Below are 16,005 nucleotides of genomic sequence, written 5' to 3' on the forward strand. Positions count from 1 at the left end.
AGTATCTCTGTAATTAATTGATTATCAAAGATTCTAAAAAACAGCTTGTGATAATTTACTTCTTCTGATTTTCTATCGAAACTTTTCTGAATTCTTTCAAAAGTTTTTCAATTTCCAAAGTGGATTTACGAGCTCTTGCTCCTGCAGCTTTAACTCCTTTTTCAATTAGTGAGTCTGATTCTGTTTTAAATGTTTCGATTTCTGCGTTGATTTTTGTTATTAGATCTTTCATAGTTCTGTTTTTTAAAATTACAGGACAAAAGTAAAAAGTTAAAAATTATATCCTACTATTATTTCTGTAAAGCAGTTAAATTTTTTCTTTTTTCAGCTTATTGATAAAGAATGAGGGGGAGAATCCCATTTTGGATAAAAAGGCTTTTTTAAAGCGTTCCGTGGTGCTGAAACCTGCTTCTTTTGCCAGTGCTTCATAAGTGTAATGCTTGAATTTGGATTCTGTCTGAAGCAGATTGATAATGTAATCGATACGAAGTCCATTTATATATTCATTAATGCCTTTAGTTCTGAAGTGCTCCAGTATATTGGAGACATACTTTGGATTGGTGTTAAAGGCTGAAGAAAGGCTGCTGAGATTCCAGTCTTTTTCAAGGAACTTTTTATCCTTTTCGAAATTTTCAAAATGTTTTAAAAGTAAAGCCATTGTTTCGGAATTTATATTTTTGATAGTAACTTTTTCTGCTGCTGCTTTTGGCTTATCTTTAGCGGTCTGTTGTTCTTCGATATGCAGCTGATAATTCTTTTTATATTTTGTTCTGATTTTTTGATAATGATAAGTAACGGCAAGAAGTACAATAAACAGCAGTAAAATAACCCCTGCAAATATCCAGCGGTAATACTCCTCCCAGTGCAGTTCTGCCGCCATTTTCTCATTATCCAGTGTAATTCTTTCCTTTTCCAGAAGAAGTTCTTTGGTGTCATACTGCTTATGGATTTTTGTGACTATATATTTATTGGTTTCAGTCAGCAGGGTGTCCGCTTTAAGCAGCTGGTCCATGTAGTAAAGCTGTTTATTGAAATCTTTTTTGCTTTTATAATAAGTGATCATTAACTCAAAAGCCTGTCTTAAATCCGGCCGCAATATTTTTTTCTCATTGAAAATTTTATCTACCTGCTGGAAATAAGTTACCGCTTTTTCTTTCTGATACAGCGACCAGTAGCTTTTACCTATGTAAAAGTATCCGACTTCCTCATTGGCAGGGTCATTATTTGCTTTAATGGCTTCAATTGAAGATTCAATATTTTTGATGGATGCTCCGTAATTCTTCTTAAAATATTCATTGATGCCTTGCGAGTGAATAAAGTAAGGGGTCATTTCTTCAATTTTTAGCCTTTTGCTTTCCGAGATTCCAAGAGCGTTTATTTCAGAGCACTGGCCGAAATTGCCAAGCTTGTTGTAACACAGTCCAAGGGAGTGAAGCGAATTCAGGTACGGCCTTGGGTACCCGTCTTTGTAATATGCGATGCACTCCTGCAGAAGTGAGACAGCCTCATCGTAAAATCCGATATAAAATTTAGTCTGGGCAATGCTGTATTTTACCTTATGAATCAAGTATTGATTGCTGGTTTTTGAGATATAGCTGTTTGCGGCAAGGTAATTATCCATTGCCTGATCCTGTATCCTCTGACTGTAGTACACAATTCCTTTGCTAAGGTAGGAGCTGCCGATCAGTTCATTGTCATTTGATTTTTTTGCCGCATAAATCATGCTGTCAGCATAAACAATGCGCAGTTTCACAGGAGACATATGCAGCAGGTTCTGATAGCCGTTTATAATTTCCTTCCAGTTCTGTTCTGATTTGGCTTTGTAAAGCAGGGCATGGGCATATACTGACGCCCGGATACTATCCTTTCTGAAATCATAAATTTTATCATCCAGGTATTCGTAATTCTTTTTCTTCAGTGAATCCGGTATCTTAAAATTGCTTTTCTGGGCAGATGCGGAATAGCAAAAAAAAAGGAGCAATAGTAAAAGTAGATTTTTTCTATTCATTGGTATGACATTAATGGAAGTTTAAACTGGGGATAACGCTGAACTTCTAATTTGAAATTGTATGAATTGTTTTACTTTAAATTAATATAAAAATAACATAAACGATTGGATAATAAAGGAATATTAAAGAAAAAAGCACTATGGATTTCTCGAAAATCCATAGTGTAATTGACGAAAATCCACTGATATAAGGTTGCGGGAGATTTTTAAGCAGAATAGTTTTGTCCTGAATTCAAAAGCAAAATGTCCGGCATGGTGCCGGATAAAAGTTCTGCTTATCCGGATGAAAGGAACGGGGAAGCTATTCCCATTCACCTTCAAACCATTTAAATCATGAAAACCATTTTATTATGCATTATCACTTCTGTTTTTTTTGTTTCCTGTTCTGCTGAAGAAGATTTTAGCACTGTTGCAAATTTATCTGCTCCGGGAGCTGTTAGGCCGGAACAGTATCCGGCTAATACCTTAAATCCCTTTGATGCCAGAGGGAAGGCAGTTTATGATGCGCTGCACTTGTATTATCAGGATCATCAGACACCAAATTCCGTTTCAGCGCTTTCCGGTCAGATCAGGCATATTTCTGCAAAGGTATTTAGAAGTGGGAGCCAGACAGGCAGGTTGATACCCTTTACCGATGAAATGGTGGAATCCATAATGGAGAATCCTGATGAAAACATGCTCCTGATTGTTCAGAATAGTGCCCTGCAGGTTTATGCAAAAAACAATTTGATCACCTTTCTGCAGCATCTTATCGTTAAGAGGCAGGAAGAATTCAGCGTAATTTATGATTACATTACGAATTATGAGCAAACAGTACTCAATGATGCTGTTTTTTCAGCTGAAGAACGGGAAACGATCCTTACCGTAGCTTCTATTTCAAGATATTCACTGTATTCTGCCGAGGAGCGAAAAGACAGGGACTGGGAGACAAATGTAGGAGGTAAATCTGTCAGATCTTTTTTTGAAAGCAATGAAATGCCGATTATTTCGATAATCGCTTTATTGTCCAAAGTTATTTAAGATTAAAACTAATGATAGCTTAAATGAAACTGCCCACTGTTTTATACGTGCTGCTACTATTTTTTAATCTGTTAAGTCTCGGCTTCATTACAGCTCTTTTTATCTTTGATGGAATCTATGACGCTATGATAATCGTGCATACCAGATTTACGTTCTATCTGCTGTATATTACAGTACTTCTTAATCTTTACGGACTGTTCTACATAGCCGTAAATAACCGGTTTGATGACTAACAGTAGCAGGTTCTTTTAAGCTGTCTTTCAATTACACGAATCTATGCTGAAAGATTTGATTAACAACGAGCTGAATAAGGTTCCTTTTTTAGGAGCTGCAGTTTACAGGGTCAAAAAGTATATTGCCAAGACTCCTGCGGATGAAAAGTTTGAGCTTCATTATCCCGCAGTGTTGCTGATGAAGTCCGGGAGATTTAAAATAACCACCGGAGAAATCGTTCTTGATCTGGAGCCTTATGATTTGATAATCCTGCCCGAAAAATTGGTCTGCAGGCAAATGGAAGCAGGAGATAAGCTGCAGTTTTTTTTAATTGTATTTTCTTCCGCTAGACAAGTGCACGGACTTAAATACAATAAAGAGAGTACCCTGTTTTACCTCTATGGGAATCAGCCTGTAAAAGTAAGTCTTGATTCCATTGATTATCTCGTACTGTCCTTAATCTGCAGGCTGATTTATGCTGAAGGGCAGAACAGGCCGGCAGGTGATTTTGAACTGGAACTGCAGCGATTAAGTTCTGATTTGCTGTTTTTTGAGCTCCGGTACATTTATTCCAGATATATTGCTTCGTCGGGTCTCCATGTATCAAAAGCGGAGTCGCTGGCAGCCCGGTTCTTAACTGTTTTATCCATTCATTGCCGAAAGCATCATAATGTCAAATTTTATGCCGGGACACTTTATGTTACTCCGGAATACCTGAACAGGGCGGTGAAGGAGGCTGTGGGAAAAACTGCCAAAAAGATGATAACCGAAGCAGTACTTGCTGAAGCGTTACAAATGCTGGAAGATTCTAATTACAGCATTGCTGAAATTGCTGAGGAGCTGGAGTTTAGTTCTTCCACCTCATTGGGCATCTTTTTTAAAAAATGGATGTCATGCACCCCGTCAGAATTTCGTTCGAATGCTGCCGATAAATTTAAGAGTCGTTAGTCTTAACTGTTAACTGCAATTAAACATGAAAATGATGAACAATAACTATCCTTTAGAATGGCTTGATACGCTGATACTGGTGCATTTTAATCCCGATAAAACAGATGTAAGCCAATTGTCAGAAGATGAACTGGCTGTTATTTCAGAATATGTTGTAAAAGAGTCGGGCCGGATCCAGGTCAGGATTAAAAACGAAATTTTCGATCTCAGACGGAAAAGGCAGATCCGCCTTCTGGTGCGAAAGTATCATTCCACGCTGATTTTTCTGCTCGATACGATAGTGGACAGCCATAAATGCTCTGCATTTCAGAAGCCTCTGTTAGCTGCCGCTGCTACGGCTGTAGTTAAATGCCTAGACGATCTGCTGTCCTTTTTAGAGAAACGGTTTTCCAATTATCTGAGTTTAGATGAGCGGGTGCCAATAACGTATCTGATGGTGTCCAGAAATGAACTGCAGCTGAAATTAAAAAGCCTTAAGAAGAGGAAGGCGGAGAATGAGGAAGTGCAGCAGGTTTTAAGTGTGGTGATTAAGGAGCTCGAATTAGCCCTTTCAATACAGGACCGAAACAGGATAACTTTCCGCCAGCTGCTGTATGAACGAACACTTTTAAATGAATTGGAGAGGGCACATATTATAGAAACGCATGGACTTTGCTCCATGCTCGACCATCTGCTTATAGGACTGAATTTCAACAGTGCTGCTTATATAGAGCTGCTGATCCAGCGTGTGGTCTCAAAAATTGAGACAACGGAGGAATTGTCAGAGAAACTGAACCTGCTTTCGTATTACGGCAAGGAATTCAATCAGGTTTATTCTGATGAGAAGCTTTTTTTTAAAGCAGGGACGCAGCATCTTAAAACAGTACTCGGCAACTGGTTTGTGCATGAAATACAGTATCTGGAAAGGCAGCTGGAACTTTCGGCTGTTTCCTCTAAAGGAACGGTTGCTCACGATAAAACGGATAATAAGGTGGAATGTGATCTTTCTGCAGATCAGATCGGCATTATTCTGCGGGCAGCCGATGAAGCGCGAGTGGTGAAATCCCGATCCATGAGCCTTGTTTTTCAAAGGATAGTACCTCATTTGTCCACGGCCTTTAAAAGAGATTTGTCCTATCAGTCTGTTAGGAGCAAGTCCTATAATGCTGAAGAGAATGATAAAAACATAGCCATTATGACCCTGGAGAAAATGATTAAAAAAATCAGGTCGTATTAAATTTTGAATTAGTACTGCATGCATTGAAACAAAATAAGCCAATTGCAGACTAATACATCATTGATGATTTTAAATTATGCACTTTTAATTGTTAACTTAAACTAAATACTATGATGACCTTAATCGCTATATTCCTGCCATCGCTGTCTTTTTTTCTGCGTGGAAAACTTCTGACAGCGCTGCTGTGTCTGATACTGCAAATTACGCTGATCGGTTGGATTCCGGCAGCAATCTGGGCTGTTATATCGCTTCAGAATTCCAGAGCGGACAGAAGGAATGCAAAACTTATTAAAGCAGTGAGATCAAAATAAAATAAGCTCATAAGCCATTGAGGCCCCTGAAAGCACTTTTGCTTTCAGGGGCTTTTTTTATATGCTTCTTTTTCGAGGTCCTTTGGCAGTTAAAAAGCTTATCAAATGCTTTAACTACGGGGTACAAAAGGGTACAGGGAAAGTTGTACTTGTAGCAGGGCTGTATCTGCTGTTTCTTTGCATTGTAATTAAATCATAATCCATTTATGATTTAGGCTTCGATGTTTAATCTTTAAAGAAATAGTTATGTTTTCAAATATTTCATGGAGCAGTTACCTCACTACAATGGCTCTTTTGGTTTTGGCATGGTACAGTTATCTTATTTTTAGATACTACCGGAAAAATGTCCGGGATCTTTTTAAAAAGAAGATTAACTCCTTGAATCGGGAAGAAGATTTTTCCTCAGGACCGTTTTCCGAATTCAAGGAATCTTTCAGTACACTGGAAGATGCGGAGGAATTGTATAATAAGATTTTAACAGTGCTTACTGAAAGTGATACTGGAGGATTATCCAAAGCTGCATTTAAAAATTACATCCGTTTTATCCTCTTGGAATATCCGTTTGTAAAGCAGTCAGCGCTTCGCGGGGAAATCAATTCACTTGCTGTTTTGGAGAGCGCCAAATACCCTGAATTGTCGTTGACCATTGTGGAGATGGACAGTTTGTGGGAAGAAGAGGATTGAAAATTCAGCGGAGGAATAATCCCTGTTCTCTCTGGTGCGGTATGGCTTTATGTGACAGGAAATAGAGTTGCAACAGCGATGTTCCTCCGTTTTTTAATTAGGTGATTTGAACTTTAAAATGATGTGTGATGAGAAAATGTAGATTGAAATTAAGGGTAGGGAAATTAAATGAAGAGAAGGTAATGTCCTATTGCATCCTTTTGCTGATGTTGCTGTATGAAATTAGAATATATGCGCAGGATGGTGTTGCCGGGATTAACGAGGCAAACCAAAAAGTCAGGAGTTATTTTGATGCAGGCACAGAACTTATGTATGCTGTTGGTGCTATACTGGGGCTTATCGGCGCAGTTAAAGTCTATCAGAAATGGAATGCGGGCGATCCGGATACCGGAAAGGTTGCAGCCGCCTGGTTCGGAAGCTGTGTATTTTTAGTAGTGGTTGCGACAGTAATTAAATCCTTCTTCGGGGTTTAAGCGCCAGATCTTATGAGTAACAGCGTTTACCAGATCAACAAAGGAATTAATCAGAGTATCGAATTCAAAGGCTTAAAAGCGCAGTACATCTGGTATTTGGGAGCAGGCGTGGTATTGCTTATGATCCTTTTTGCAGTTCTGTATATCATTGGTCTGCCATCCTTAATTTGTGTCGGCTTTATCAGCACAGCAGGCAGTTTTCTAGTTTTCAAGATTTACAGGATGAGCAATACCTATGGAGAGCATGGAATGATGAAAGCGCTGGCTAAAAAGCAGATTCCAAAATGCATAAAAGTGTACAGCAGGGCGATTTTTTGCAAAGATGTAGCTGTAGGACGTTAAAAATAAAAATGAGAGGGTGATGGAGAAGAGGATGGAGGATTTGTTGCCGATTATGGCAGTCGAGCATGACTGTATTTTATCAAAGCAGGGAGATGTAACGGTGGTATTCAAGGCTGAGCTGCCAGAGATTTTTACCTTATCGGACCAGGAGTATGAGTCCTTTCACCAGTCGTGGATAAAAGCAATAAAAGTATTTCCTAAATTCTGCGTATTTCACAAACAGGACTGGTTTTTAGAGAAGAAACACAGCGCTGATTTTACAAGAGATGACAGCAGTTTTTTGACAAGGAGCAGTGAGCGGTTTTTTAATGAAAGACCCTTTTTGGAGCATTCCTGTTATATCATGCTGACCAAGAAACCAGTGGGAAGAAAAAGTTCAAGTTCGCTTTTCTCCAATCTTCTAAGGCGTTCGATAGTACCGGAAGAAACTTTGAAAACAGAGCTGCTGCAGGATTTTATCGACGCTACAGGTCAGTTTAAAAGAATTATGGAAGACAGCGGTTTTGTAAAGCTTACCCGCTTGAAAAACGATGTGCTTAAAAGTGAAAGCAGAAAATTGGGGCTGATTGAAAAGTACTGCTTTTTATCAGAGCGAGAGGATTCATTTGTTTTTAAAGATATCAGGTTTGATGAAGGATTGGCGGTCGGTGATAAACATTGCCAGCTTTTCACACTAGGGGATGCGGCCGATCTCCCGGCGCTCTGCGGTTCGAGAATCAATTTTGACCGGTATTCTACTGATAAAACAAAATTCAGTGTTGGCTTTGCATCAACCCTTGGACAGCTTTTATCCTGCAACCATATCTACAACCAATATCTGTTTGTAGAAGATGCCCAAAAAACGATTCAAAAGCTGGAAAGTAAAAGATTAAGGCTTCAATCTTTATCGGCTTATAGTAGAGAGAATATGATTGCCAGGGATGCCACAAACGATTTTCTAAACGAGGCGATATCCCAACAGAGGCTTCCGGTTAAGGCACATTTTAATGTTCTGGCCTGGAGTACGGACAAAGAAGAACTCAAGGATATTAAAAACAAAGTATCCTCGGCCCTGGCTCAGATGGACGCGGCAGCCAAGCAGGAAACGGTCGGTGCCCCACAGATTTTCTGGGCAGGCATACCGGGAAATGCAGCGGACTTCCCGATGAATGATACTTTTGACACTTTCACCGAGCAGGCCGTGTGTTTTTTGAATATGGAAACCGGCTACAGGTCTTCACTCAGCCCTATGGGAATCAGGCTGGGAGACCGGCTGACCGGAAAGCCCGTTCATGTGGATATCAGTGATGAGCCTGTCAAAATGGGAATCTGCACGAACAGAAACAAGTTTATTCTGGGGCCATCGGGAAGTGGGAAATCCTTTTTTACCAATCATATGGTAAGAAGCTATTATGAGCAGGGAACCCATATTGTACTGGTGGATGTGGGTCACAGTTACAAGGGATTATGTGATATGGTTGGCGGCTATTATTTCACCTATGACGAAAAGAATCCAATCCGCTTTAATCCCTTTTATATTGGAGAAGGCGACAGTCTGGATACCGAAAAAAAAGAAAGCATTAAAACACTGCTTTTGGCATTATGGAAAAAGGATGATGAAACCTTTAACCGAAGCGAGTATGTTGCCCTGTCAAATGCTTTGCAGCTATACTTTGAAAAGGTTGAAGTCAATAAAGGCATTTTCCCCTGTTTTGACAGTTTTTACGATTTTCTGAAAGATGATTTTGTACCCATTCTGGAAAGTGATAAAGTAAAGGAAAAAGACTTTGACGTCAATAATTTTCTCTATGTCCTTCGACCGTATTACAAAGGTGGGGAGTTTGATTATCTGCTTAATGCCACAGAGAATCTCGAGCTTTTAAAAGAAAGGTTTATCGTATTTGAACTCGATAATATCAAGGATCATCCAATTTTATTTCCTGTGGTAACGATCATTATCATGGAGGTTTTTATCAGCAAGATGAGAAAGCTCAAAGGCATCCGTAAAATGATTCTTATCGAAGAAGCCTGGAAAGCAATTGCCAAAGAAGGAATGGCAGAATATATTAAGTATCTCTTCAAGACTGTACGTAAATTCTTTGGAGAGGCTATCGTAGTCACTCAGGAGGTAGAGGATATCATTTCCTCGCCAGTGGTCAAACAGGCCATTATCAATAACAGCGACTGTAAGATCCTTCTCGACCAGAGCAAGTACCAGAATAAGTTTGATCAGATACAGGAGCTGCTGGGGCTCACGGAAAAAGAAAAAGCATTGGTGCTGTCGGTAAATAAAGCCAATGATCCGGATAAGAAATATAAGGAAGTATTTATTTCACTGGGAGGAATGCTTTCAAAAGTGTATCGAACGGAAGTTTCACTGGAGGAATATTTGGTGCGCCCATAAGGGCATATAGCAAATGTGGTTTGGCAACCACTGGGCAAGTGTTTATAACGCCCATCAACAGCCGACTTATCCGAACGGGAAACCCGACGGGGAGTGTAGCATGTCGGAAAAGCCACAAGTCAACTAACTATTAAGTTGCGACTGAGTGGCAAGTTGAAAAGTTAGATATAAGGATGAAGTCTGGATTGATTGAACGATAGTCTGAACGGCCGGTTCTTGGGCTATGACGGAAAATAGTTATAAACGTCATACTGTGGTACTATACTAATGTGAGGTAGTAGTTATAGCATAAACAAACCACAGCGTAGCTGCAATAAGCAGAAAAAGGCGAACATCGCATCCGAGAATCTAACAAGCCAATAGTTGCTATATGTCTAAATGGGGATTGCCTAAGTCGAAATGCCACTGATGTGGCTATGGAGAAAAGCTCCTGAATATTCGATAAGGTAACGGAGCCTCCGTAGTAGTCTGAGCAAGGGAAAGCCTTGTACATGGCGAAGGGAGGCAGTCAATTTAGTTTAATACGGTTAATGGAAAATGTGAGAGACATTATGAGAAATCCAGAATTAGTATTGAACAGTCTAATAAAGCACAGCGGAGATTCGAGCTATAAATTCGAAAGGCTGTACAAAGTTCTGTTCAATGAAGAGATGTACTATGTAGCTTATCAGAAAATCTACAGCAAAGTAGGTAATATGACAAAAGGTGTCGATGGAAGAACTATCGATGGAATGAGTATATCCCGCATTGAAAGGCTGATTGAATCGATCAAAAATGAAAGCTATCAGCCAAACCCATCCAAAAGGATTTATATACCGAAGAAAAACGGTAAGAAACGTCCGCTTGGAATTCCCTCTTTCGATGATAAACTAGTACAAGAAGTTATCAGAATGATTTTGGAAGCTATATATGAGGGCTATTTTGAACATACTTCACATGGTTTTAGACCACAGAGAAGTTGCCATACGGCATTAATAAGTGTTCAGCAATCATTTACAGCTGTGCGATGGTTCATTGAAGGAGATATAAAAGGCTTCTTTGATAATATCAATCACGAAGTGTTGATTGGAATCCTTAAAAAACGTATCAATGATGACAGGTTTATCCGTTTAATTAGGAAGTTCCTAAATGCAGGGTATATCGAAGACTGGATGTATCACAAAACATTCAGTGGTACACCGCAAGGGGGAATTATAAGTCCAATCCTTGCCAACATCTACCTTGATAAACTTGATAAATATATTAAGGATTACATCAAAGAATTTGATAAAGGGGAAAGAACGACGGCAACACGCCAGTACAGACTATACGAACAGAGACGATACCGTTTGGCAAAGAAACTAGAATGTGAGACAGATGAAACTGTTAGAGCACAAATGATTGCGGACATTAAGGTACTACGACAAGAAAGAAACAAATATCCAGCCTATAATAAGATGGATAGCAGTTACAGAAAGTTGAAGTATGTGAGATATGCGGATGACTTTCTTATCGGGGTCATAGGTAGTAAAGAAGATTGTAAAAGGATTAAGGATGACATTAAGAACTTTCTTTTTGAAAAACTGAAACTTGAACTCTCGGATGAAAAAACCTTGGTAACCAATGCTAAGAAACCAGCTAAATTCTTAGGCTTTGATGTGTACGTGCGTAAATCCAATGAAACAAAGAGGGATAAGCACGGTAGAACAGTAAGATGCTTTGGAGACAAGATTGTACTCTATGTAACAGCAGAAGTGATGAAGAAAAAACTATTGAGCTATAATGCGGTAAAATTAGTTACACGGAAAGGCACAGAAGTTTGGGAACCACGCTCTCGATATTACATGAAGGACTTAGATGATTTAGAGATCATAAGTCAGGTAAATTCTGAAATCCGAGGCTTTTACAATTACTACGCAATCGCTAACAACAGTTCATATGTTCAGTCATTTTCTTACATCATGGAGTACAGTATGTACAAAACCTATGCACTGAAATATCAAACTTCGGTAAGTAAGGAAAAGACAAAAAAGTGTATCAATGGGGTGTTCTCTATTCCTTATAAAAACAGGAAAGGCGACATCATCTATAGACGCTTTTACAATGAAGGTTTCAAACGCCAGAAAATTGCTCGTGGAGCTTACGTGGATAATTTACCCATGACAGTTACCATTACAGGTGGAAGAAACAGCCTTATAGCAAGACTGCAAAACGAAAAATGCGAATTATGCGGTGCAAACGAGAAATTAGAAATGCACCATATAAGAAAGTTGAAAGACCTGAAAGGTAAAGAAGATTGGATGAAAAGAATGATTGCAAGGAAAAGAAAAACTTTGGCAGTCTGTTCAAAATGCCACTATAAGATACACGCAGGAAAGTTAGACTGAATAAATTGATGGAGAGCCGTATACCTGGAGACAGGTACGTACGGTTCGGGGGAGAGTTCTTGGAAACCTGCTATAGTTAATATAGCAAGGCGCCGGGTTCTTATCCTACGCCTACACGACCGAGGAAAGCGAGAAAGTTAAAATGAATGCCTATGCCCAAAAGTTTGGCGGGGACATCAAAAAAGGCATCGCCGCTATGGCGCGCGATATAAGGAACGGAAATTAATTTAACGGAATGAAAACAAAAGTAATTACCTGCATGATCTGTCTGCTGCTGCTCAACGCGCCGGCCAGGCCTGCGGAAAAAACCGCTGCACTGCCGATACTTGAAATTGTAAAAGCGGTTACCAAAAAAGTGATCAAAGCCATTGACCTTCGGATTCAGAAACTGCAGAATAAAACAATCTGGCTGCAGAATGCCCAGAAGAAGATTGAAAATGTGCTCTCGAAATTAAAACTGGATGAAATTTCGGATTGGACTAAGAAGCAAAAGGAACTTTATAAAGGCTATTATGAAGAACTGGCCAAAGTGAAATCCATTATCACCTATTATGAGCGGATAAAGGATATTACCAGGAAACAGACCAGACTGGTTGCCGAATATGAAAGAGCCTGGAACCTGTTCAGACAGGATACTCATTTCAAAGAAAATGAGATTCGGTATATGGAGCGCGTGTATTCCGGTATTTTGGAAGAGAGCGTAAAGAATATTGATCAGATATTTTTAATACTGGATTCGTTTTCCACACAGATGAGCGATCTGAAAAGACTTGAAATTATTAATGAAGCGGCAGATCAGATTGATGCCAATTACGATGACCTCACTCTTTTTAATCAGCAGAATGTAATGCTCAGTCTTCAAAGGGCCAAAACAGAAGCAGAAGTAAATCAGGTGAAACAATTTTACGGAATTCCATAATTGAATGAAAATAGCATGAAAAAACTAATTCTAATACTGCTGGGAGCGGTGGTTTTTCAGCAGGGAATGCAGGCTCAGGCCAAGCAGAGAAAGGAACTGCTTTTGCAGATTGCAGCACTTCAGGTTTATATTGATTATGCCAAAAAAGGGTATTCGGCTGTATCCAAGGGACTGAACTTTATAGGTGATGTAAAGAAAGGAGAAGTCAGTCTTCATAGTGATTATTTTGCATCGCTTTTGAAGATTAATCCAAAGGTCAGGAATTATTATAAAGCCGCTGAAATTGTTTCCATGCAGTTTAAAATAATGAAACTCTATAAAAGGACCTATAGTGATCTTAAGGCAGCTGATTTGTTTCATGGAAATGAACTGGATTATATAGAGCGCTCCTTTGAGAGACTGCTGGTGAACTGCAGTGATACTCTTGACCAGCTTTTAGTTTTGACTACCGATTCAAAACTGGAACTTAAAGATGACCAGAGGATCAGGCGTATTGATGAGCTGTATAAAACCATGCAGCAGGATTATAAATTCTGTCAGTCTTTCAGTAATGAAGCAAAGCTTTTGTCATTGTCAAAAGCTCATGAAAGAAATGATAGTGAACACACATCTTCAATTTACGGATTATAAATTAAAAAGCTATGAAAAAGTTATTGATTTTAATACTGTTAGTCTGTCTGGTATTTATTCCAAACAGGGCAAATGCACAGTCAGCCGAGATCCAGCAGCTCATCTTAAATATTGAGAAACTCTCCCAGTTTAAAAAGATTTTAAGCGATATGAAAAAGGGTTATGAACTGCTCTCGGGAGGCTATAAAGCAGTAAAAGATGTGTCAGAGGGAAATTTCAGCCTGCATAAAACTTTTCTGGATGCCCTTATGGAGGTGAGTCCTGTTGTGAAAAATTATAAAAGGGTAGGAGATATTATCAATTTTCAGCTACTGCTGATGAGGGAAAGTAAAAAAGGTTTAAGCCAGTTTGCAAAGAGCGGCAACTTCACTACTGAGGAAATCAGCTATTTTGAAAAAGTGTATGGAAATCTTCTGAGCCAGAGTTTAAGGAATCTGGATGAGCTCACTATGGTACTAACAGCTGATAAACTGCGGATGTCAGATGATGAAAGGCTCCAGGCAATTGATGATATTTACCTTCAGATGCAGGATAAGCTAGTGTTTCTCAGAAATTTTAATGCAACATCAAATGTACTGGCACTGCAGAGGGCTAAGGAAGCCGGGGACGTTTATGCTTCCAAAGAGCTTCAGGAATTAAAAAAATGAAGTGATGAACATTATTAAACCTTACATAACAATTGTTTTTACAATTGGGGGATTGCTGATGCCTTTTGCTATTCAGGCGCAGGGACTTGGTGATAATATGCAGAGCCTGCATTCTGTTTTGGACCAGCTTTATGATGAAATGATACCCTTATGCAGTAATCTTTTAGCAGTCGGACAGGGAATAGCCGGATTCGGGACTATCTGGTATATAGCTTCGCGAGTTTGGAGGCATAGTGCAAACGCAGAGCCGATTGATTTTTATCCGCTATTCAGGCCATTTGTAATTGGATTCTGTATAATGATTTTTCCTTCGGTACTGGCGTTTATTAATGGTATCATGAAACCGACCGTTACTGCCACTGCTGCTATGGTAACAGGATCGAACAATGCTGTAGCGGTGCTTTTGAAAGAGAAGGAAAAAGCGATCAGGGAAACGGATCCCTGGAAGATGTATGTAGGGGTGGCCGGAACAGGGGACCGGGATAAATGGTATAAGTACACCCATGATGAAGACCCGTCCAATGAAAGCATGCTGGCCGGAATCGGCAATGATGTCAAATTTGCCATGGAAAAAGCTTCGTATAACTTCCGAAATTCTGTTAAGGAGTGGATGAGCGAAGTGCTCAGGGTTTTATTCGAGGCGGCGGCCCTATGCATTGATACCCTCAGGACATTCCAACTTGTTGTGCTCTCCATTCTTGGGCCCCTTGTATTTGGAATAGCGGTTTTCGATGGTTTTCAGCACACGCTAACGGTATGGCTGGCAAGATATATCAATATTTATTTATGGCTTCCGGTAGCCAATATTTTTGGAAGTATTATCGGCAAAATTCAGGAACTGATGCTTAAACTGGACCTGTCGCAGGTGCAGTCTACAGGAGATACCTTTTTTAGCAGGACCGATATGGCTTATTTGATTTTCATGATTATCGGCATTATCGGCTATTTCACAGTGCCATCGGTTGCCAATTACATAGTACATGCCGCCGGAGGTGGCGCTTTAGGCCAGAAAGTTACCGGGCTGTTCAGTACTTCAACCAGTTCGGTTGTTTCCAAAGCATCAATGGGAGCCGGTATGGTACTGGATTCCATGGGAAATGCGGCAGGCCGGATGTCCCAGAGTATGTCGTCATCATCGGGAAGCGCTCCGTACTTTGAGGAGAAAGGAAATTATAGGAGCGATAAGCTTAAAGGAAATTCTAAATAAAATAAAAGACTTGCCCATGTTTACCAAAATGAAAAATATAGATACGGCATTCCGGTATGTAAGAGGGTTTACCTTGCTTGTCATTGTGGGATGTATTGTGGTGTGCTGCTATACACTTTATAAAAGCTTTGAATCGGTAACCTTAATGCAGGACAAGGTTTATATACTGGCAAATGGAAAGGCGCTCGAAGCTTACGCATCGGAAAGAAAAGATAATGTTCCGGTGGAGGCACGGGATCATGTAAAGACCTTTCACAAGTTTTTCTTTACCCTTGATCCGGACGATAAGGTTATTAAAACCAATGTCACCAAAGCGCTTTATCTTGCTGATGACAGTGCCAAACGAATTTACGATGACCTGAAAGAAAATGGATTCTATTCGGGGATTATTTCAGGGAATATCAGCCAGACCATTCAGGTTGACAGTATCGCAATCGATACCCGTGAATATCCCTACCGCTTTAAATGTTTTGCCAAACAGAACATTATACGAACAACCAGCATTTTGAAAAGAAACCTGATAACAGAAGGTAATCTTCGCAATGTATCGAGAAGCGACAATAATCCGCACGGTTTTCTAATCGAACGTTTTAATACCATTGAAAACAAAGATCTAACAGTGGAAAACAGGAAATAGA

The 16,005-nt window shown here is 39.6% G+C and carries 16 protein-coding genes; 14 read left to right on the forward strand and 2 right to left on the reverse strand.

Annotation, left to right across the window (positions count from 1 at the left end; translation table 11 throughout):
* Positions 1-55: 55 nt before the first annotated feature.
* Together Q7C23_RS11255 and Q7C23_RS11260 are read right to left on the reverse strand one after the other, a co-directional pair.
* Entirely contained in the window at positions 56-232 is a 177-nt protein-coding gene (locus Q7C23_RS11255) for a histone H1 (RefSeq protein ID WP_375032614.1), read from the reverse strand.
* Positions 233-307: 75 nt separating this feature from the next.
* On the reverse strand, positions 308-2,008 hold the full coding sequence (locus tag Q7C23_RS11260) for an AraC family transcriptional regulator (RefSeq protein ID WP_375032615.1): 1,701 nt from the start codon (positions 2,006-2,008) through the stop codon (positions 308-310).
* 333 nt (positions 2,009-2,341) lie between these two features.
* Here Q7C23_RS11260 and Q7C23_RS11265 point away from each other — a divergent pair, with 333 nt between their 5' ends.
* From Q7C23_RS11265 to traK, 14 genes are all read left to right on the forward strand, one after another.
* Complete coding sequence (locus Q7C23_RS11265; protein WP_375032616.1) at positions 2,342-3,028, forward strand: hypothetical protein; 687 nt, start codon at positions 2,342-2,344, stop codon at positions 3,026-3,028.
* 276 nt (positions 3,029-3,304) lie between these two features.
* Entirely contained in the window at positions 3,305-4,189 is an 885-nt protein-coding gene (locus tag Q7C23_RS11270; protein WP_375032617.1) for a helix-turn-helix domain-containing protein, read from the forward strand.
* 25 nt (positions 4,190-4,214) lie between these two features.
* Positions 4,215-5,405, forward strand: coding sequence for a hypothetical protein (locus Q7C23_RS11275; protein WP_375032618.1), 1,191 nt, complete (start codon positions 4,215-4,217; stop codon positions 5,403-5,405).
* A 113-nt stretch (positions 5,406-5,518) separates the two neighbouring features.
* A complete protein-coding gene (locus Q7C23_RS11280; protein ID WP_065449522.1) occupies positions 5,519-5,716 on the forward strand; it encodes a YqaE/Pmp3 family membrane protein in 198 nt (65 codons plus the stop codon).
* Positions 5,717-5,962: 246 nt separating this feature from the next.
* Positions 5,963-6,400 (forward strand): hypothetical protein, encoded by a 438-nt coding sequence (locus Q7C23_RS11285; protein ID WP_375032619.1) that lies wholly within the window; start codon positions 5,963-5,965, stop codon positions 6,398-6,400.
* 182 nt (positions 6,401-6,582) lie between these two features.
* Positions 6,583-6,873, forward strand: coding sequence for a DUF4134 domain-containing protein (locus Q7C23_RS11290; RefSeq protein ID WP_375032864.1), 291 nt, complete (start codon positions 6,583-6,585; stop codon positions 6,871-6,873).
* A gap of 12 nt (positions 6,874-6,885) precedes the next feature.
* Positions 6,886-7,215: a DUF4133 domain-containing protein gene (locus Q7C23_RS11295; RefSeq protein WP_375032620.1), complete on the forward strand. Its 330-nt coding sequence runs from the start codon at positions 6,886-6,888 to the stop codon at positions 7,213-7,215.
* A gap of 19 nt (positions 7,216-7,234) precedes the next feature.
* On the forward strand, positions 7,235-9,598 hold the full coding sequence (locus tag Q7C23_RS11300; protein WP_375032621.1) for a TraG family conjugative transposon ATPase: 2,364 nt from the start codon (positions 7,235-7,237) through the stop codon (positions 9,596-9,598).
* Positions 9,599-10,149: 551 nt separating this feature from the next.
* On the forward strand, positions 10,150-11,964 hold the full coding sequence (locus tag Q7C23_RS11305; RefSeq protein ID WP_375032622.1) for a reverse transcriptase domain-containing protein: 1,815 nt from the start codon (positions 10,150-10,152) through the stop codon (positions 11,962-11,964).
* Between the two features lie 235 nt (positions 11,965-12,199).
* Entirely contained in the window at positions 12,200-12,883 is a 684-nt protein-coding gene (locus Q7C23_RS11310; RefSeq protein ID WP_375032623.1) for a conjugal transfer protein TraI, read from the forward strand.
* Positions 12,884-12,898: 15 nt separating this feature from the next.
* Positions 12,899-13,513: a hypothetical protein gene (locus tag Q7C23_RS11315; protein ID WP_375032624.1), complete on the forward strand. Its 615-nt coding sequence runs from the start codon at positions 12,899-12,901 to the stop codon at positions 13,511-13,513.
* 11 nt (positions 13,514-13,524) lie between these two features.
* Positions 13,525-14,160 (forward strand): TerB family tellurite resistance protein, encoded by a 636-nt coding sequence (locus Q7C23_RS11320; protein ID WP_375032625.1) that lies wholly within the window; start codon positions 13,525-13,527, stop codon positions 14,158-14,160.
* A gap of 4 nt (positions 14,161-14,164) precedes the next feature.
* Positions 14,165-15,367, forward strand: a complete 1,203-nt coding sequence (traJ, locus tag Q7C23_RS11325; protein WP_375032626.1) for a conjugative transposon protein TraJ — start codon at positions 14,165-14,167, stop codon at positions 15,365-15,367.
* A gap of 28 nt (positions 15,368-15,395) precedes the next feature.
* The gene (traK, locus tag Q7C23_RS11330; protein WP_375032627.1) at positions 15,396-16,004 is read left to right on the forward strand and encodes a conjugative transposon protein TraK; all 609 of its coding nucleotides are present in this window, start codon (positions 15,396-15,398) and stop codon (positions 16,002-16,004) included.
* The last annotated feature ends 1 nt before the right edge of the window (position 16,005 follow it).

The organism is Flavobacterium sp. LAR06 (genome assembly GCF_041946075.1).
Classification (GTDB): domain Bacteria; phylum Bacteroidota; class Bacteroidia; order Flavobacteriales; family Flavobacteriaceae; genus Flavobacterium.